The sequence below is a fragment of the Desulfomonile tiedjei DSM 6799 genome (genome assembly GCF_000266945.1).
Taxonomy (GTDB): Bacteria; Desulfobacterota; Desulfomonilia; order Desulfomonilales; family Desulfomonilaceae; genus Desulfomonile; species Desulfomonile tiedjei.
This window is the reverse complement of record NC_018025.1, coordinates 3,124,997-3,141,833: the sequence shown is the minus strand read 5'-3', so window position 1 is coordinate 3,141,833 and position 16,837 is coordinate 3,124,997. Positions and strand designations below refer to the sequence as shown.

Below are 16,837 nucleotides of genomic sequence, written 5' to 3'. Positions count from 1 at the left end.
AGAGGCGTGGTATGAAAAGGCCGTCCGAAACAATCAATCAACTGGTACATGCGATTTGCGGAGTCCTTGTCGGCAAGGAAAGAGAAATTAGAAACGTCCTTATAGGGCTGCTTGCACGAGGACACGTCCTGATTGAAGATATTCCCGGAGTCGGAAAGACTCTCCTGGCTTTGGCAGCAGCTCGGGCTATGGGGGTGCGTTTTCGACGGATCCAGTTCACGAGCGATACATTGCCATCCGACGTAGTCGGGGTGAATGTATTCGATCCCAAGACATCCGAATTTGAATTCAAAGAGGGACCGATCTTTACTGAGGTTCTTCTTGCTGATGAGATAAACCGGACTACACCCAGGACTCAGTCCGCATTGTTGGAAGCGATGGCGGAAGGAAAAGTATCGGTAGACGGGATCACTCGCAAGTTACCCCCATCATTCTTCGTGTTAGCGACCATGAACCCGGTGGAACGATTCGGTTCTTTCGATCTTCCCGAGAGCCAGTTGGATCGCTTTATGCTCACAATCACTCTCGGGTATCCCGATCGGAAGCATGAGAGGGAGATTCTGGAGAGAGATATCGAGCATAATTTTGCTGAACGCATTGAGGCCGTGACCGATCCGGAAGGTTTAGCGGTGCTCCAGGAACGCGTCCGTGAGGTCCATATCGATGCGTCGGTGATGGACTATGTTCTGGATATCGTTCATGCAACGAGATTTCATCCGCAAATCAAACTCGGACTTTCATCCCGAGGCGCCCTTCATCTCAAACGAGCCATGCAGGCGCTTGCACTCATGGAAGACAGGGATTATGTGATACCATCAGACCTGCGGAGAATATTCGTGTCCGTTGCCTTGCACAGAGTGCTCATTACTGGGCCGGTGGAAGGCAGTGTGAGAGAAATGAAGAAAACCATTTTGAATGACGTACTCCAATCGGTCAACGGACCGATCTGATCGATTCAGACTTGCTCCAGTGAAAATACCCATTGTCGACAGAGCTCAAGAGAAGATTCGTATAAGATTGACCCCATACGGTTGGGTTCTGGTGTTTCTCCTCGTTTGGTTGCCTATTTCAGCAATAGGAACGGCTAACAACTTTCTTATCGTAATGTTTTCTCTGGCAATTGGATTTGCTGCTGTTTCTCATGTCATGGCACGTAAGAATCTTCGGAATATACGAGCAGTCCGTCGTTTTCCGGAGGAGGTGTTTGCGCAATCGCATTTTTCTGTGGAGTATATTTTCACGGTACAAGGTGAGACCCATTCTGCATTACTGACGATCAGAGAGAACGATCCGTTGATCTGCGGATCTGAAGGGGTAACCGTTCCCGAACTCAAGCACAATGAAAAACAAACCTGCCGGCTTGTGTGCTCCACACCAAACAGAGGGAATATCCGGATCGGCTCGGCAACGGTTAAATCTTCATTTCCTTTCGGATTGGCCTGGTATTCAAAGACAATCTGCGAAGCTAGCGATGTGCTGGTTTTCCCGAAAATCCAACCGGTGCACGATGAGATGCCTTACTGGTATGGAAGCATGGGAAAAGGAGTCGAGCGGGTTAACCTCTTTGGAACTGTGCCGTTTTTGCTTCGCGATTATGTCCCTGGCGATTCTTACAAGCATATTGAATGGAAAAAAACCGCCCGTACCGGAACACTGATAACAAAAGTGCCGGCTGAAGAGGATGCGCTCGAAGTGATCGTGCGAATTTCACGAAATGCGTCTGAACAAGCCTTATCCAAGGCGGCTTCTCTCATTGTTCATTTCTCGCGAACACGTGCTCCCTTACGTCTTCAAGGGCCCGGATTGAACATTGGGCCGGGTATGGGCAAGCAATTTGTCCGAGAGTTGCTGACTATCCTTGCGTTGTGGGACACGAATAGGGACCGGAATACCGTTTGCCAAGAAGCAGATGGTATTCTGGTGGAAGTCGATGAATCGGGAAATCTGACCTGGAGCCGGTACGGAGAAGATCATGCGATCCTGGCTCGCTAGTCTTCCATTTTTGAGCAGTTTTTTCGGGAGAAAGAAAGAATTTCCCGGAGGCTTTTTTTTCGTCTCCATTGCTCCGGATCGGTATCGCGCTTTTCGATGGTCTCTGTCTGCTATGGTTGCAGTCTCCATCGCTTCTACGTGCATAGAGAGCGGACTTCACCCGCTCTTCCTCCTGTTGCTTCCGCTGATTGTTCTTGCACTGCTGCGACGCGATTACGGCTCACCTTTTCTCGTATCCGAACGGACCGGATTCGTTCTTTTTGGCATATATCTTGTACTCCTCGTGTGCTTCGCTGTTGTTTTTCGGGGTCGACTCTCACTCCCTTCTCTGATTGTTCATTTCTCTTTCGGAATCCTCATGGTCCGAGTGCTGAATGTCTTAACCGATCGTAATGTCGAGCAGGTGTTTCTTCTAAGTTTGGGACTGATACTCATCAACTGCATCATTACGAACCACATTTTGTTCGGTCTTCTGCTCCCTCTCTATCTGTTCTTGTTTATGACAAGTCTTCTGCTATTTCATGCGGCCCGAAAGGGTAGACTCGCTCAGGATGACCGGGTAACCGGAAGACGGGAACCTGAGAATGTTCCTGCAGGACGCCTGGCGAAGTACACGATTGTGGTGGTAGCCGGTACATTGTTGTCTTTTGTGCTTCTGCCGCGTCCGTTTTTTTCTATGCCGGGATTTAGAATGGCCATGTCGGGAAGCGGGGAATTGAGCAGCATGGCCCAACGGATTTCTTATCGGGAAATGATGGGCATGAGTGATAGGCAGCGTATTGCCTTTCTGGTGAAGCTCGAAGGGGGGACTCTTTCCAAAGAACCCTACTGGCGAGGAAGAGCCCTGGAGAAGTTTGACGGCAAGAATTGGACGGCTGCCGAGGGCAGGAAAGCAGCCGGCAGACCCGTACCTGTAGATTACTCTATTGCCACTGTCTATCAGTTCATCCCGTACAAGCTTCAGACAAATACCATTTATGCCAGCGGTCTTCCCATCAGTGCATTCGGTCGGATGCGGCACCCCCTGTACATAGATCCGACTGGAGAAATCCTCGTCGATTCTCCATTCCTATTCTCGGATTCCTATGAAGTTACTGTCCTGAACAGACCTTTTCCTATGGGTCGAAGATCCGAGATCGTTAATCTGGACAGGACGGGAATCACACCGAAAATTGCGGAATTTGCCCGGCAACTCTCTGCAGGAGCGACTCTGCCGTCCGAAAAAGCCAAGCGACTGGTTTCCGGTTTGAGGGACCATTTTCGGTATGAATTTGAGCCTTCTCCTCCACCTCCGGATGCTCATCCGATAGAACATTTCTTATTTCAGAGCCGCTCGGGACACTGTGAATATTTTGCAGGCGCGTTGTGCTTGCTTCTCAGGGCTGAAGGGATTCCTGCCCGCGTTGTAGAAGGCTTCTCCGGTATGGAACGCTCATCGGAACCCGGTGAATACACGGTACGATTCGCACATGCCCACGCATGGGTTGAAGCCGGTTTGGGAGACGACCAGTGGACGCTGCTCGAACCCACTCCTGCCTCTCGATTGGAAACACAGAGTTATCTTCGGCAGTTTGCAACGGATCTCTATGACACTATTGAGAAAAAGTGGACGAAATATGTGGTGTATTTCGACAGGGGAGATCAACGACGAATCTATTCGGTAATCCAGGAATTGTTCGATTCTGACATAGAATTCGAGGAGATCCGCTCAATTCTTCGGCCATATTTTGTTGTCGCGCTTTGCGGGGCGGTGGGGGCTTTATCTCTATTCCTGGGAGCGTACACGGTTCGCAGGAACCGTCGCCCACCTTCTTCAGTTTATCTTTCAGCTATGCAGGATCTCGTTCGGGCAGGCTTCCTGGATAAGGTGCACCAGTGGCACGAACTCAACGCTATGGAAGTCTCGGAAAACGCTCCACATGTTGCTGAAACGCTGGCGGAGTTTATGCGCACCTACTTTGACGAACGATTCGGCAAGAAAACCTTTTCCATCGGTCGCCTGGAACATGCCCGGAAAAAAATGGTCTCGGATCTCAAGAGAATATCAGCGAAATCTGTAAAGATGAACGCGTCGTGAAGACAGAAGGTCCTGGAATTATTTATAACCACAAGGTTTCTCCATGCTGTAACACGATGAATTCGTCGGATCTGATTCCTTTTTCTTTCTTGGCTTCCTCTAATTTTCGAGGCGGCTCATCCAGGGGCTCGTCGCTGAGCACAAACGTACCCCAGTGAATTCCCACAGACTTCTTGGATCTCACATCCTGGTGTACCTGTACAGCCTCTTCAGGAGAAATATGGTGAGGCCCCATGAACCAACGAGGTTCGTACGCTCCTATGGGAATTGCAGCCAGATCGAAAGGGCCGAGTCTCTTGCCTATTTCTTTGAACAAAGGCGTGTACCCTGAATCGCCTGAAAAGAGAAACTTGAAACTTTCATCTCTCACAACCCAGCCCGACCAAAGTGTTTTATTTCGCACGAAAGGAACTCGCTGGCTCCAGTGGTGAACCGGAACGCAAATGATCTCGAGATGATCCACGATTCGCGTGTCCCACCAATCCATCTCTATGACGTTCGTCACTCCCACATCATGAAACCATTTCTTGAGGCCCAGGGGCACAAAGAACACTGTGTCTGCACCGTTGTGTCTCCGGCGAAGGCGTTTCACCGATTCAGTATCGAGAGAATCGTAATGATCGTGGGAAATGAGAACAAAATCTATAGGAGGTAGATCCTCCAGTGCAATCCCCGGTTGAATCACCCTTTTGGGGCCGGCAAATTGCACCGGAGAAGCGCGTTCGGAGAATTGAGGATCGGTAAGGATATTCTTTCCGTTTAATTGCATCAGGACTGTGGCGTGACCTATCCAGGTGATAGACGGTCTCGTGTTATTGGATTTCAGCGAAGCAGGATTATTACGATACAATTGAAATTGAGGTGGTTCCCGATTGGGGCGATTCGATCTGAATCGTTCCCATTGCCATTTCAAGAAATCAATGAACCCCCTGGAATTTCCGCTGTCGATGTTTCTGAACCCGTTCTCCGTGTGATGAGACCGCAAGTATCCGGATTCTGCATCTGAATCCAAACCGATGCCCGATACCATCGCTATGCCAAGCATGCATATCAAATAAGCCTTTATTTCCATTCTCTTGCCAAACAAGGACATCTGCAGCAGCAAGGAATCTTCTTTATTTCCTCTGATTACCACTGCAGCGATTCTCTGAATCGAAACTGGAGGAGACCGTGTAGATCCGTGCTACGGATTCTCTTCTTGATCGGGACAAGACATGCACGGTTCCCCGTTTTCATCCACCTTCACCAAACCTCTGCGCAGCGCCTCATGTTCGATTATGGTTTCCGCTGGACTCTTCGGGGCTTCTGGAACCATCGACTGAGGCGGTTCGGCCTCAGACTCCCACCAGGGTTCTATGCATTCATCGCTCTGCATCAAAACATCTTCGGGAGGACCGTAGTCAGATTGGCATTTCATGGACTCTCTCTCTTTCCTATAAATGAACGTTGTCAGCAGCGGTTCAAGCCGTGAGCCTACGTCCTCTTTGACAGTGCTTTACAGAAAAAGATGCGAAAAGACGACCGGTGATTCCGAAGTTTTTTTGTCGTGGGGATGCTGAGCCGAGCAAACCGGCATATTTCTGAAGGTGCAAGCGAGTCGATTCACGTGACGGGAGGAGTCGGACTCCGAAGAAGCCCGACCCCGAAATTTTAGTTGCCTTCTCTTCGAGTGCAGGCTTTGGGGTAAATCCTTATCTGCTTGCCATGAGGTCCATGTATCAGCTCGAATTCATTGTACGTGCTGAGATCGTGTAGCACTTCCATGACTTCTGACATGGGGAAAGATCTGTTCTCTTTTCTGAGCTTGGTGATCTGCCTTTGCGAGCCTCCGCCGTTTTCCAATGGCGTGATGACTCCGGAAACAAGGAGGTTGTTGGCCAGTTCGGATTCGATAATGATAGCGGGATGCGGCCGGTTCTTCTGGATGGCCTTAAGCTCCTCTATCGTGGTCACAACCAGTCCGGTCATTGTTTTAACCTCACTAATAGAAGTGCTGTACTGTAAGTAAAACTAAACTATCAGATCTTCCATCAGAAGTAAACCCCGGTTCTGTAAGAAAGACGTGACAAGAATCGCTGGGTACAGAATGACCTAATTTTCCAGCTACATAGATTCGCTGGTGTTTTGCGATCCTCCCTCTCTTGGTATGAGAAACTGGAATATAAAAAGTCCCAGCGAGAATTCTTCTACTCCGTTACTCAACATCTTGACCATCTCTGTTGCTCTCCCAGTCTAGAGGCCCACCGGAGGTCGGTTCCATGATGAGTTGTTCTCGGAGTCGTACTTTCCTTGATGATGATAATAATGTTTCTGGTATTGGTGCTGGGCATGGCAACAGATCGCTGTCGAAAAACAAAGAGGTTCTTCCCATGGTACGCTTAGACCCGGGGGGATCACCGATTGTTGCGCCACAGGTAAAGAGAGTAATATTAATACAGCGATTCAGATCATCCGGGAAGTCCACGGGGTGACAGGGAGATCAATTGCTTGTACTGGTACCGCCTAAGGTATTCACAAGATTAGTGAACTCTGAAATCGTTGTGATATACTGTTCCATGAAGATACGCAGGTCTCGAACATACGTCTTTGGAACAAAGAGCACATCGTACGGCTTAACCAAAATTGCCGAACTCATATCGCCGACATCAAGAATTTTCTTTAAATCGAGACGCCTTCCAATTGGCTTGCCATATATATTCTTTGAAATAAGGATTACGCTGGTGAGATCGGCTGAATCCGAAATATGCCCCCCTGCAAGAGCCAAAGCATGGAGCGCAGTGATCGGCTGAGTAACCTGATAAGCACCGGGGTTACGGACTTCACCCATGATGTACACCCGTCTCGAATTTGCCTGCTGAAGAGAAAGAGATGCAACGGCGTGTTCCAGGACACTCTCCCTGTACAGACGATTTACCGTATTCTCGACTTCCCTGACAGTGTAACCTGCACACATCACCCGATCCTTCAGGAGAGGCAAATCAATGGTTCCATCAGGTTTGACTACAATCTGCTTTTGACTGCCGGCTGTGAGAGTAGTAAGCGATTGAACCAGCTTATTCACTTTTTCATAGAAACTCACCACATGGACGGTCACGAGCTGATAATCCTTGAGTTCTCCTCGGGCATCGTCCTTGCTAAAAATATTGGTTTCCAGAAACTTCTCTTCAATGCGTTTTGCCAGTTCCTGGGGCGACAGCCCTGCTGCGCGAACATCTCCTATGGCTTGAAGAGTGATCATGCCGTCAGGTCGAATAATCACATCTTCATTCAGTTGCGGGTCCAAAATGAACTTAACTTTGATCTGATCCAGTGTGTCCAGTTTGAAGCTTCCGGGTGGAACACTCCATTGCGGCTGAAAGAGAAGTGATAGTTGATCGTCCGGTCCGAGCCGATAATTTCTGCATACAATATCAAACGCTTCTGCGAGATCGGTTACTTGGGGAGTCTTTTGTGGGCCCGGGGAAGGTCTGAATGGCGATGGCATGAGACCGATGCAACTCGACAGCAGAATGCAAAGGATGCCTACCATCGCAACATGAGTAATTCGTGATAACCTCTTGTAATTATACATTTAAGAAAAGTATCCTTAACCCATTACACAAAAAATGGAGGATTCTGGCTTCGGATGTCCTTCTTCACGATCCTCCATAAAAGTGCGCAGTGCTTCCATACTTGCTAACAAAATGCAACACGAAAAATCTTTAATGCGATTAAAGACCTAAATTCATACAAGTAAGTTCGTCACTCTACGCCACTTGATAATACATGGGAAAGTACCTTAAAGTCAAGGACTTTTCGAACGTTGTCACTGGAATATAGCTACAGTCATTACAAAGTCCTATGGTCGAACAGTTGACTTCATGGGCCCTGTATCCTATTATATTGTCTCGGAATGCGGAAGGGCGATCGGCACAATTCGCCCCTCTGCGCGTTACGTTTTGACGATGGCGCGAACAGAATACCGCTTCGAGACAGAAATCACTCTCAGTGGCTAAACCGTCGGTCTGGTTAGGTCTCGCTCAGAAACAGCGGTCTGCCGGTTTGAACTCCATTCCTGGGAAGAAATACATGAGCTCACATTTATTGTTCCCTCCAGGTCCGGGAGCGGACAGAACGAGGATAGTGTATGAAGCTGATGGGCTGAAGCATGAATCATCAGCACCATGTCAACTGAATTGCCCCGCAGGTATCGATATTCCCTCGTACATTGCCCTCATAGGTCAGGGCAAATACGAGGAAGCTATAGAAATTATACGTGAAGACAATCCGTTCCCCTGGGTATGTGGACTCGTTTGCCCCAATCCCTGTGAATCCTGGTGCCAAAGACGCTATCTCGACAAAGCGCTCTGCATCAAGGATCTTAAAGGACTCGCTGCCAAAATGGTTTTGGCGGGGGGTCAGTACAAGAATCCCGAGCCAAAGAATCGCTTCAAAGAAAAAATTGCTGTCATAGGATCTGGTCCTGCCGGTTTAACAGCCGCCTATTATCTTGCCATAGAGGGATATGGAGTAACCATTTTTGAGGCACTTCAACATCCCGGCGGTATGATGGTGACAGGTATCCCGGAATATCGATTGCCCCGAGATCTGGTCAATCGCGAGATCGACGCGATAAAAGCAATGGGAGTGGAGATACGAGTCAACACCCCTGTTGGAGGCGACTTGACTTTGGACCACTTGAGAAAAGAAGGATTCAATGCCTTCTTCCTGGGTATCGGAGCATGGGAAAGCAGCCGACTCGGGATCCGTGGAGAACAGGAATTTCCTCAAGTGATCGATGTGTTGACGTTTCTCAGGGACGTTTCTTTCGGCCGGAAAGTGAAGCCGGGGGACAGAGTTGCAATTATCGGCGGAGGAAACGCTGCAATTGACGCAGCGAGAACCTGTGTGCGACTGGGGTGCTCTTCGGTGAACGTTCTGTACAGAAGAACACGATCGGAGATGCCGGCCCATTTTGAGGAAATAGTGCAGGCGGCCGAGGAAGGAGTGCATTTTCATCAGCTCACTATCCCAACTGCAATAGTTGGTACAAACGGAATGGTGAAAGCAATCGAATGCATCATGGCAGGACTCGGGGAACCTGACGAAACAGGCCGTAGAAGACCTGTACCTCTGCCCGATTCGGAATACGACATTCCGGTGGATGCGGTGATATCTGCCATAGGTCAGAGACCGCATGTGGCAGACCTTCCCGGATTGGGCAATCTGGAATTATCCAGAGGACAAACGATCAAGGCAATGCCGTATTCCCTTCAGACCAGTATTCGCGACGTGTTCGCCGGTGGAGATGCCGTGACCGGTCCAGCTACTGTCGTTCAGGCAATCGGAGCCGGCAAGAAGGCTGCACAAGCCATTCATTGTTTTCTCAGAGGCGAATCGCTCCCGCTACGGACTGTTCCTCGTCCTCGCCGTATGGTTGCTCCCATACGTATGACGTATCAGGACAAAGCTTTCATTCAGCGCCAGGAAATACCGCTCATAAACTTGTACCGCAGGATGACTTCTTTCGATCGTGTCGAGCTCGGTCTGGATGAGACCGCTGCACAGCAGGAAGCAAAGCGGTGTATGCGCTGTGATGTGTGCGAACGTTGCGGAAAGTGCGTCGAAGTATGTGCGGAGGTTCTCAGGGAACCTGCGATCAGATTTTATCATGCAGGTGAGAATTCTCTCATTCTTAAGGACTACGTTCACGGTCTACCCCATTGCATCGGATGCGGCACGTGCGTCAACATCTGTCCGACCGGTGCTCTCCAAATGGAAGAACATGGCGGCGAACGCCTGTTGCTGATGGCGGGAACCATCATCAACAGAGTGAGGATGCAGGAGTGCGAGGGATGCGGAAAGTTTTTTGCCCCTAAAGTATTCCTTAAACAGATTGGTAAGAGAATCCAATTGCCCGAATATGACCACAACGAACGTTTCTGCTCCGACTGCAAAAGGGTACGGCACGGACTGAGAATGTCCGGCGCAGCAGCTCAAGAATAATGCGCTTAGAGCGATTGCCCGGTCCTTATCCTGCGCTCGAATATAAGATATTAGTTGGGACCGCCGTCCCAGTCGGTCCATCCTATGGATATCATTCATTAATATTGGAGATGTGCCGGCACGGAGGCACGGCACCCACCAAAATTCCTAATCTTCAATCGGACACTGATTTTATAGGAATTGCTGTACATCGGACCATTTGAGGAGAGCCGATCCAAATCAGGTAACTCATACCATTTCGCAATTATGCATATGAGATGGCGCAGGCTGAGGTGTTCTGAGCGGAGTGATTAGACGGCTTTGCGTCGTCCGGAGCGAAGGATACCTCCAGCCTGCCAGATTACAAAAAGAAAAGCGAATCGGTATCAGTCGTTCTTGGAACGGGATGCGTCACAATTGTCGATCCGGTGGGTTCCTGTGAATGGTTATTAGAAGCGGTTAAAAATCATCATATACATGAAGAGCATTCCTGCGACGAATCCAAGAATGAATCCATCAAAGGTATGTAGTGCTGCAAGCATCGGTGTCTCCGTTGTTTGGGCAACGAGCCGATACCTGACCGTGTTGAAACGAACCGCGGTCAGGATCGAGCTATGCTACCTCTGTTAATTCGTATGGGAACATAGACGGGCTCCGAAATGCAATCCAAACAGGATTTGCTCACGCTGTCGATAAAATTCGCGTCTCGCGTTCCCAATGGCAGAATCGTATAACAGTAGAAAATTTGTTCCCCACCACCACATGCCCAGTAATAAAACGGCACCCACAGAGTGAATCCTGACTTTTGATAATTAAGGAAGATTACATCCTTCAATTCATCGATCTTCGCGTGAATCTCGTCCAGCGAAGTCACATACCCCGTGCACGTTGCAGAAGCCTCAGCCGCTCCACACAAACTTAACACAATGACCAGCACGAGAAAATATCTGAGCATTTTATCTCCTTTTGATAAACAGCGACTTCTGCACCGACCCTCACGAAAGAACCGGACTCGTTTGAGTCAGAACACTGCGACTGGCATTTCTTGGAGTAATTAATCAGTCCCGCGATCTGTACCAGATCCCGTTAAGGCATGTTGAGAGAAACGGTCAAGATTTGTAGGGACTAGGAATTGTCAACAACAATAAATCAAAGAAACAAAAAAATAAAGACAAAAATTGTCAACTCAGTATAACATCTCCACACCAAAAGTCAAAACAATTAAAGCAAGTCAAATCAAATGGTTATCAACAAAAAGGCCTTTTTGTGTACGGATGAAAGGGAAGTAGGCCGGGATATGGGCAAAAACTGCCCTTCTGATTTTCCTATGAAAGTGCTGGAACATTTCTCGGAATGTTGTGAAACACTGCCCTAAGTGACTGTTTAGTATTGCGAAATACTTATTTGCTGCAGTATTGAGAATGCAGACCCGGAATACCGACGTCAACCGGACAACGCGTCTAACGTCTGCTCCCAAACCCTCTTCTCGCTTTTCTAAAGAACCATTCAAACCGAAAAACGTACGTGGGTCAGGTGTCTACCGGAAATGGGCTTCTACTTTACTTGACCAATGTACATTGGTGAGTTAAATTTGGACCTTCACAAGTGGCTCTTCAAGCGTGCTTCGACGTATTTAGTCCCCTGTGACGCCTTGTCGGGGAGTGGCAGCGGGTTCTTTGTGTGAAAGGGCAACCATGCAATGACCGACCGGCCCGCATTTCCGGAAGAACGGCTCGATTTCGCCCAATTCCGGGCCGTTATGGGCAGGATGAGTGACCATGAAAACACCGATGGACCAACTGGTGAAGGCTTTGCTTGACGGCGACCAGGTTCAGGCGATTGCCGAAGCTAGAAGACTTCGTGGCACAGGAGTCGAAGACGAGCGGATAGTCACTGAGGGGATGGAAGCGGCGATGCAGCAATTGGACGGTAAGTGCACAATGGAGCAGTTCAACTTGCTGGAAATCATGCTTACCGGAAGGGCAGTGATGGGAGTCATGAAAGAGCTGTATCCTGCCGGCGCTACTTCACTTCGAACAAAGGGAACTGTTGTAATGGCGAGTCCGGAGGGGGACGTACACGACCTGGGGAAGAATATCCTGAAAGTCTTGTTGATGGCAAAAGCATACCATGTCGTGGACTGTGGCAAGGATTGCCCCACAGACAGACTGATCGAAATCGCGGAGCGAGAAGGCGCACGTGCTGTTGCGGTCAGCGGTTTGATATCCAGCCTGATCCCTCAGGTGAGACAGATCAGGGATGAAATGCGCAGCCAGGGACTCGGTCATATTAAGGTGATGGCGGGCGGGGCAGCGTTGAAGCAAGCCTCCGCCGAGAGCCTGAACGTTGATTTCGTCGCCCAAACCGCTTTCGATGGCGCACGATATCTTGATCGCGTTGTCGAAGGTGAACAATGAACAGCATCGAACGAATCAAGGCGGCGGTGAATTTCCAACCTCCGGATCGCGTGCCGGTGATCGGTCAGGTTTTCGGTCATGCTGCTGTCCTGGCAGGAGTCCCTGTGGGCGAATATGTCCGGAGTGGGGAACTGCTGGCGCGATGTCAGATTCAAGCGCTGAAACGCTACGATTACGACGCTGTCTTTGCTTTGATGGATGCAAGTGTTGAGACTGAGGCCGCGGGTTCTGTCCTGACCTATCGAGCAGACCAGTATCCAATAGTCAGGACCTACGCTCTTTCTGATGGGACTGACCTTGAACGGCTCTCGGTACCCGATCCTCGCCGAGCGGGGCGCATGCCGGATCTGCTGAAAGCGTTGGGCATTATGCGGCAAGAGGTAGGAGATGACGTGTTGGTAGTCGGTTGCGTGGTGGGACCGATGACCGTGGCGACCCAATTGCTTGGTATCGAAGCAGCCCTGTACCTGGCGGTGGATGAGCCTGAACGATTTTCCCGTTTGCTGGACTATGCCACGGAGGTCGCCCTTCAGTTCGGGATTTCACAGATCGAAGCAGGTGCACATCTGCCTCTGGTTTTCGACCCGTCCTCTTCGGAAGCGGTCATTCCGTACCAGTTCTTCCGCGACATGGTACTCCCTCGTCTCCAGAGAGTGTTCCAAACCTTCAAACAGGCGGGGGCTGTAGCCAACTGGCTCCATATTGCCGGGCCGACCCATGGCATCTTACCCTTTTATCCACAGGCCGGAGTGGACATCGCGAATATTGACTGCGAGGTTAATCTGCTGGATGCTCGGAGCGCCCTCCCTCAGACTTGCCTCGATGGCAACATAAAGTGCCTTGACTTCGTTCAGGCTAATCCTGACGCAATTGCTGCCGAGTCGTCCAGATTGATCGGCCTTTTTGCTGATCGAAGGGGCTTTATCTTGTCATCCGGCTGTGAAATTCCTCTGGAATCGAGGCCGGAAAACATTGCCGCTATGGTTGCGGCAACGAGAGAGAGAAGGTGATTCTCTGCCGACGCTGACCGTCAAATCGGAAAAAGAGGAGCGACGAATCCCATTCAGCCCGGGTCAGTCCCTGCGAGAGATCTTGGACGGGGCCGATGTTCGGGTTCGTGCGGGATGCAGAGGGACGGGGGCGTGCGGTCTGTGCCTCGTGCGGGTTGAAGCAGGTCATGTGGACGAACCCAAGCCAAATGAGAGTACATATCTCAATGAAGAACAACTTACCGAAGGCGTTCGGTTGGCCTGCCAGGTAATTCCCAGGCAAGATTTGCAGATTGTAATCCTTTCTCCCGCTCCTGAATCAGACTGGAGAAGCCTTTCCTCTAGAGAAGGACGATGTACCGCGCGTTTCGCTGCTTTCCCTTTGAGAGAGAAGGAAAAAGATACTTACGGCCTGGCAGTGGATCTGGGAACAACTCACATCAGTCTCTCTTTACTTGACCTTGCCAACGGTGAATGCCTGGCGGGGCGTTATGGCCCCAATCCGCAGATGCTTTTTGGTTCGGACGTTATGACCCGGCTGATCACCGCGTCCGAGTCCTCCGAGCAGGCGGAAGTTATGAGCCGACAAATCGTCAAAGCCATAGGGGAGGCACTGTGGGACATCTCCTCCAGAGAAGGAATCGACCTTCAACGGGTCAAGAGTATTGTCCTGGTGGGAAACACAGCGATGCTGGCGCTGCTATCGGGGCGAAATTACAGTCAGTTGCTTCAGCCAAGCCACTGGACGAGAGCCATTGATTGTTTGCCCAGCCATACGGATGCCTGGGCTGTGGCTTGGAACGTTCATCCCAACGCGAGGATAGAGGTCATACCGCCGTTGGGTGGCTTTGTAGGGTCTGATTTACTGGCGGGCGTTGTGACGACCCGTCTCACCGAAAACGGAGCCGGTTGCCTTTTCATTGATTTTGGTACCAATTCCGAGATAGCGTTATGGGACGGTCAAGCCTTGTGGGTGACTTCTGCCGCCGGAGGGCCTGCGTTCGAGGGAAGTGGCATTGAATGCGGACTTCCCGCGGAATCCGGGGCCATTTATCGCGTAGATGAACAACAAGATGGAATATTTGATTTTGCAGTCATCGGCGACGGTCAAGCGCGTGGCATCTGCGGTTCGGGATTGGTAGACCTTATTGCCAACCTGGTGAAGACGGACAGATTAACCAACATGGGCCGGTTCACATCGTCTATTCCTGGAACTGGATTTGCGCTCGTGGGAGACAAGCCGGGTATCTTTCTGACAAAAAATGGAGTAGATGTTTTTCAGCGAGCCAAAGCCGCGATTGGGACGGGAATACATGTCTTGCTTGAGCGGGCGAACATGGATTACAAAGATTTGCGGCGCCTTTGTGTTGGTGGGGCTTTCGGCAGTTTCCTAAATATTGCCAATGCCCAGCAGATAGGGTTATTGCCCAAAATACAACCAGAGCTTGTCGAACTCTGTGGAAACACGGCATTAGCCGGGTGCGCGGACGTTATGCTATCAGATATTGCTGCTCGACATCTGGCGCTCCTCAGAAATAGTCTAAAGATTGTTAATCTATCCCAGTGTCCTAATTTTGACGACATCTTCTTGGAGCATTTGTACCTCCAGCCATCGCAAGGAGAGTGACGACGAAAACCATATTTCCCGGACAAGCGAATTATCTGGATGCCTTCATCAAGACTGCCCAGTATCTCGCTCGTTTGACGATCCATCAGGATGTGTGGAGCGAGACGAGCAAACTTCTGGTCAATTTTTGGGGCGCGGATCTGGGCGGTTTCGGAGACCGCCGCTCAAACGGGGAAATAGCAGTTTGCCATTGGACGTTCTCCACTGAACTTCGCGAAAGAATGGACCTTGCAGCAGAGGTGAACGAAGAAATCGCCGAGGTCCTTGACAGTGGTTTCCTTAGCTGGCGATTCGTTTCGTCAACACCGGAACCCCTTGTAATAGCCTTTTTGCCCATCTCCCTGGAAAACCAGGTCACGAGAGTGTTGCTTGTGGGGCATAGGTCCTCCGGGTTATTTCCGAAGGATCTGCTCAATATCTACTTGGCTCTCGCCGGTCTTGTGGGAACGACAGCCGAGCGCCTGGCATCGGAAGCGGAACTCAGGAAACACCGCCAGCACCTCGAAGAGTTGGTCCGAGAACGCACTGCCAGATTGACAAAGGCCAACGAACAACTCCAGAGCGAGATCATCCATCGGCATCGGGCAGAGGAGGCACTCCAAAAAGCCCATGACGAATTGGAGGTTCGAGTTCAGAAGCGGACTGCGGAACTGGAGAACGCGAAGGAAGCTGTAGCGACCGAGCGGCAAAAATTATTCGACATCCTGGAAACGATGCCTGTCATGGTGTGCCTGTTGAAACCGGATTATCAAGTCGCGTTTGCCAACCGCGGTTCCCGTGAGAAATTCGGCGAGGATCGCGGACGTCGGTGCTTTGATTATCGTTTTGGCCGGAAAGAGCCCTGTGAGTTTTGCGAATCTTTCAACGTGCTGAAAACCGGCGAGCCTCATCACTGGGAATTCATAGGTCCGGAAGGCTCCATTATGGATGCCTACGACTTCCCCTTTGTAGACACCGACGGCTCCGTCCTCGTCCTTGAGGTCAATATCGACATCACCGAACGCAAGCGAGTAGAAGATGCTCTCAAACAGACACTCGCGGAACTGAGCAGGTCGAATGAGGACCTTCAGCAATTCGCTTATGTGGCTTCTCACGATTTACAGGAACCTTTGCGAACTGTAGCGAGCGCTCTGCAACTGTTTGAGAAAAAGCATAGAGGGAAATTCGACAAAGACTCCGATCAACTGATCGACTTTGCTGTTGATGGCGCAAGAAGGATGAGGGCCCTGATACAAGATCTTCTGGCATATTCCCGCCTTAACACTCGGGGGCAGGCGTTTGGACCTGTGGATATGAAGGAAGTCTTGAACCAGTCTATAAAGAATTTGAGAAGTCTCATAGAGGAGAAAGGTGCGGAAATAACCTGCAATCATATGCCAATACTTATGGGCGATCCGATTCAACTGATTCAGCTTCTGCAGAATCTTATCGGAAACGCCTTGAAATTCGGACCTGCCATATCGCCGAAGGTCCATGTGTCCGCACAACAAAATGGAAACGAATGGATATTTTCGGTAAAAGACAACGGGATAGGAATTCAACAAAAGTACTTTGAACGGATCTTCGTCATTTTTCAGCAGTTAAGCAAGAAGGGGCCTTTTCATGGGACGGGAATAGGACTGGCAGTAGTTAAGAAAATTGTGGAACGCCATCACGGGCGGGTTTGGGTGGAATCCGAAGTTGGGACCGGTTCCACCTTTTACTTTACTATTCCCGATCGTATGGAAAGATGATAGAAACAAGTTCATGAATGAGAATGGTCCCAGTGGAC

The 16,837-nt window shown here is 50.1% G+C and carries 14 protein-coding genes; 8 read left to right on the top strand and 6 right to left on the bottom strand.

Translation table 11 applies throughout. The features are described from left to right. Window positions 1-11: 11 nt before the first annotated feature. From DESTI_RS13160 to DESTI_RS13150, 3 genes are read left to right on the top strand one after another with little or no spacing between them, the layout of a single operon-like run. Window positions 12-950: an AAA family ATPase gene (locus DESTI_RS13160; RefSeq protein WP_014810466.1), complete on the top strand. Its 939-nt coding sequence runs from the start codon at window positions 12-14 to the stop codon at window positions 948-950. Then, entirely contained in the window at window positions 916-1,992 is a 1,077-nt protein-coding gene (locus DESTI_RS13155; protein WP_014810465.1) for a DUF58 domain-containing protein, read from the top strand. Before DESTI_RS13160 ends, DESTI_RS13155 begins: the two co-directional genes overlap by 35 nt. After that, complete coding sequence (locus tag DESTI_RS13150) at window positions 1,973-4,069, top strand: transglutaminase TgpA family protein (RefSeq protein WP_014810464.1); 2,097 nt, start codon at window positions 1,973-1,975, stop codon at window positions 4,067-4,069. Before DESTI_RS13155 ends, DESTI_RS13150 begins: the two co-directional genes overlap by 20 nt. 22 nt (window positions 4,070-4,091) lie before the next feature. Here DESTI_RS13150 and DESTI_RS13145 read toward each other — a convergent pair whose 3' ends face one another. The 4 genes from DESTI_RS13145 to DESTI_RS13130 form a co-directional block, all read right to left on the bottom strand. Further along, complete coding sequence (locus tag DESTI_RS13145; protein WP_014810463.1) at window positions 4,092-5,204, bottom strand: MBL fold metallo-hydrolase; 1,113 nt, start codon at window positions 5,202-5,204, stop codon at window positions 4,092-4,094. Window positions 5,205-5,252: 48 nt separating this feature from the next. After that, a complete protein-coding gene (locus DESTI_RS13140) occupies window positions 5,253-5,486 on the bottom strand; it encodes a hypothetical protein (protein ID WP_014810462.1) in 234 nt (77 codons plus the stop codon). Between the two features lie 233 nt (window positions 5,487-5,719). After that, window positions 5,720-6,037 carry a hypothetical protein gene (locus DESTI_RS13135; protein ID WP_014810461.1) on the bottom strand — a complete coding sequence of 106 codons (318 nt, stop codon included), beginning with the start codon at window positions 6,035-6,037 and terminating at the stop codon, window positions 5,720-5,722. Between the two features lie 511 nt (window positions 6,038-6,548). After that, entirely contained in the window at window positions 6,549-7,640 is a 1,092-nt protein-coding gene (locus DESTI_RS13130) for a polysaccharide biosynthesis/export family protein (protein ID WP_014810459.1), read from the bottom strand. Between the two features lie 497 nt (window positions 7,641-8,137). Here DESTI_RS13130 and DESTI_RS13125 point away from each other — a divergent pair, with 497 nt between their 5' ends. After that, window positions 8,138-10,054, top strand: a complete 1,917-nt coding sequence (locus tag DESTI_RS13125) for an FAD-dependent oxidoreductase (protein WP_014810458.1) — start codon at window positions 8,138-8,140, stop codon at window positions 10,052-10,054. 580 nt (window positions 10,055-10,634) lie between these two features. On the opposite strand, the gene DESTI_RS13120 is transcribed toward DESTI_RS13125, so the two are convergent. Both DESTI_RS13120 and DESTI_RS30765 read right to left on the bottom strand, forming a co-directional pair. Further along, entirely contained in the window at window positions 10,635-10,988 is a 354-nt protein-coding gene (locus DESTI_RS13120) for a hypothetical protein (protein WP_014810455.1), read from the bottom strand. 678 nt (window positions 10,989-11,666) lie between these two features. Then, window positions 11,667-11,813: a hypothetical protein gene (locus DESTI_RS30765; protein ID WP_157212158.1), complete on the bottom strand. Its 147-nt coding sequence runs from the start codon at window positions 11,811-11,813 to the stop codon at window positions 11,667-11,669. On the opposite strand from DESTI_RS30765, the gene DESTI_RS13115 reads away from it, so the two are divergent. The 4 genes from DESTI_RS13115 to DESTI_RS28875 are packed head-to-tail and all read left to right on the top strand — an operon-like array spanning window position 11,812 to window position 16,799. Next, the gene (locus DESTI_RS13115; protein WP_014810454.1) at window positions 11,812-12,450 is read left to right on the top strand and encodes a cobalamin B12-binding domain-containing protein; all 639 of its coding nucleotides are present in this window, start codon (window positions 11,812-11,814) and stop codon (window positions 12,448-12,450) included. The two genes, DESTI_RS30765 and DESTI_RS13115, sit on opposite strands and share 2 nt — an antisense overlap. Then, on the top strand, window positions 12,447-13,460 hold the full coding sequence (locus tag DESTI_RS13110) for a uroporphyrinogen decarboxylase family protein (RefSeq protein ID WP_014810453.1): 1,014 nt from the start codon (window positions 12,447-12,449) through the stop codon (window positions 13,458-13,460). Before DESTI_RS13115 ends, DESTI_RS13110 begins: the two co-directional genes overlap by 4 nt. Next, complete coding sequence (locus DESTI_RS13105; protein WP_014810452.1) at window positions 13,423-15,066, top strand: ASKHA domain-containing protein; 1,644 nt, start codon at window positions 13,423-13,425, stop codon at window positions 15,064-15,066. Before DESTI_RS13110 ends, DESTI_RS13105 begins: the two co-directional genes overlap by 38 nt. Then, the gene (locus tag DESTI_RS28875) at window positions 15,063-16,799 is read left to right on the top strand and encodes a sensor histidine kinase (RefSeq protein WP_014810451.1); all 1,737 of its coding nucleotides are present in this window, start codon (window positions 15,063-15,065) and stop codon (window positions 16,797-16,799) included. Before DESTI_RS13105 ends, DESTI_RS28875 begins: the two co-directional genes overlap by 4 nt. The last annotated feature ends 38 nt before the right edge of the window (window positions 16,800-16,837 follow it).

Excerpts from the sequence above, each read along its gene's own strand:
- DESTI_RS13160 (WP_014810466.1), top strand. The coding sequence starts at position 12 with ATGAAAAGGCCGTCCGAAACAATCAATCAACTGGTACATGCGATTTGC.
- DESTI_RS13155 (WP_014810465.1), top strand. The coding sequence starts at position 916 with ATGACGTACTCCAATCGGTCAACGGACCGATCTGATCGATTCAGACTT.
- DESTI_RS13150 (WP_014810464.1), top strand. The coding sequence starts at position 1,973 with ATGCGATCCTGGCTCGCTAGTCTTCCATTTTTGAGCAGTTTTTTCGGG.
- DESTI_RS13140 (WP_014810462.1), bottom strand. The coding sequence starts at position 5,486 with ATGAAATGCCAATCTGACTACGGTCCTCCCGAAGATGTTTTGATGCAG.
- DESTI_RS13135 (WP_014810461.1), bottom strand. The coding sequence starts at position 6,037 with ATGACCGGACTGGTTGTGACCACGATAGAGGAGCTTAAGGCCATCCAG.
- DESTI_RS13130 (WP_014810459.1), bottom strand. The coding sequence starts at position 7,640 with ATGTATAATTACAAGAGGTTATCACGAATTACTCATGTTGCGATGGTA.
- DESTI_RS13125 (WP_014810458.1), top strand. The coding sequence starts at position 8,138 with ATGAGCTCACATTTATTGTTCCCTCCAGGTCCGGGAGCGGACAGAACG.
- DESTI_RS13120 (WP_014810455.1), bottom strand. The coding sequence starts at position 10,988 with ATGCTCAGATATTTTCTCGTGCTGGTCATTGTGTTAAGTTTGTGTGGA.
- DESTI_RS13115 (WP_014810454.1), top strand. The coding sequence starts at position 11,812 with ATGAAAACACCGATGGACCAACTGGTGAAGGCTTTGCTTGACGGCGAC.
- DESTI_RS30765 (WP_157212158.1), bottom strand. The coding sequence starts at position 11,813 with ATGGTCACTCATCCTGCCCATAACGGCCCGGAATTGGGCGAAATCGAG.
- DESTI_RS13110 (WP_014810453.1), top strand. The coding sequence starts at position 12,447 with ATGAACAGCATCGAACGAATCAAGGCGGCGGTGAATTTCCAACCTCCG.